This is a genomic window from Gordonia sp. AC31, assembly GCF_031844505.1.
Classification (GTDB): domain Bacteria; phylum Actinomycetota; class Actinomycetes; order Mycobacteriales; family Mycobacteriaceae; genus Gordonia; species Gordonia hongkongensis.
Map to the genome: position 1 here is coordinate 1 of NZ_JAUZVK010000080.1, position 1,382 is coordinate 1,382.

The following is a 1,382-nucleotide window of genomic DNA, read 5'->3' on the forward strand; positions in this document are numbered from 1 at the left end:
TGGCTCTTCTGACCCTGAAGTGGGCTACTTTTAGCGAGCCTAATGCACGCAACGCCCAGTCTCGCTTAGGTTTTGACTTGCGAAGAAAAAGACCTAGAGGAGTGGGCGTTGCGCACTGTCAGAGTACTGCAGAAGTTGCTTGGAATCGAGCGTGCCCGTGTCGTGGGTGTCAGGTTCGATGAGGATGATCGCGGGCACGTCATGGTGGCGACACTAGAACTGCACAAGAACGCACGATCACGGTGTCCGCAGTGCAAGAAGCGCTGCCCGGGTTACGATCAGCCGCCGGCACCGCGGTTGTGGCGGCATCTGGATATGGGCGGCTGGCGGTGTTTCCTCGAGCTGCCCGCGACGCGTGTGCGGTGCCCTCGCCATGGTGTGAAGACTGAGTTGGTTCCGTGGGCACGTCCGGAAGTGAAGATGACCAGGGCGTTTGACGACACCGTCGCGTGGATGTGTGCGCACGCCCCGATGACCGCGGTGAGCGCCTACCTGCGGGTCTCCTGGCGGACGGTGTCTCGTATCGTCGAGCGTGTGGTCGACGATCATGTCGGACTCACCAAACGCTTGAACGGGTTGCGGCGCATCGGTATCGATGAGATCGCCTATCGCAAGGGCCGCCGGTACTTGGTCGTCGTGGTCAACCATGACACAGGGCAACTGGTGTGGGCTGGTGAGGGCGCCAAGAAGGCGACCATCGAGCGGTTCTTCGATGAACTGGGTGATGTGCGAGCCGGCGAGATCACCCACATCAGTGCTGATGGCGCCGAGTACATCGGTGCGGTCCTCGCCGAGCGGGCGCCGGGAGCGTACTGGTGTATGGACCCATTTCATGTGCTGCAGTGGGTCAATCAGGCGCTGGATCGATGCCGGTCTCGGGTGATGAGCCGGATAGCTGGCTTGTCAAAGGTGGAACGCGGCCGATTGAGGTGGGCGTTGTTGAAGAATCCTGACAACCTCACCGAGAGTCAAGAGCGGCTGCAGTCCATCGTGGTCGCCGATGCCAACAGTGTGCTGGCCCGTGCGTATCAGATGAAAGAAGAAGTAAGGCACATACTTTCAGGTGCGTACTCCTCATGTTGGGCGCCGTTGCGGCGCTGGTTGAGGAAGGCAGAGGCCTGCGATATACCCGAGATTCGCACCTTGGCGCCGAGTATCCGTAAACGAGAGGTGCAAATCTACAACGCGGTCACGTGTCAGATGAGCAACGCTCGAGTCGAGGCGACGAACTGCCATCTGCGGTCATTGACAAAGCGGTCATACGGATTTCACACTCCCGATGCTTTGATCGCGATGGCCAACCTCACCAGGGGCGGCGCATGCCCGGAACTCCCACATCGAAACTGACCGAAAACCGCCCACTTTCAGGTCAGGAGATCCAC

The 1,382-nt window shown here is 59.8% G+C and carries 1 protein-coding gene; it reads left to right on the forward strand.

Annotated features, from left to right (window positions below; all coding sequences use genetic code 11):
• Positions 1-108: 108 nt before the first annotated feature.
• On the forward strand, positions 109-1,347 hold the full coding sequence (locus tag Q9R39_RS24645) for an ISL3 family transposase (protein WP_311278454.1): 1,239 nt from the start codon (positions 109-111) through the stop codon (positions 1,345-1,347).
• Positions 1,348-1,382: the final 35 nt, after the last annotated feature.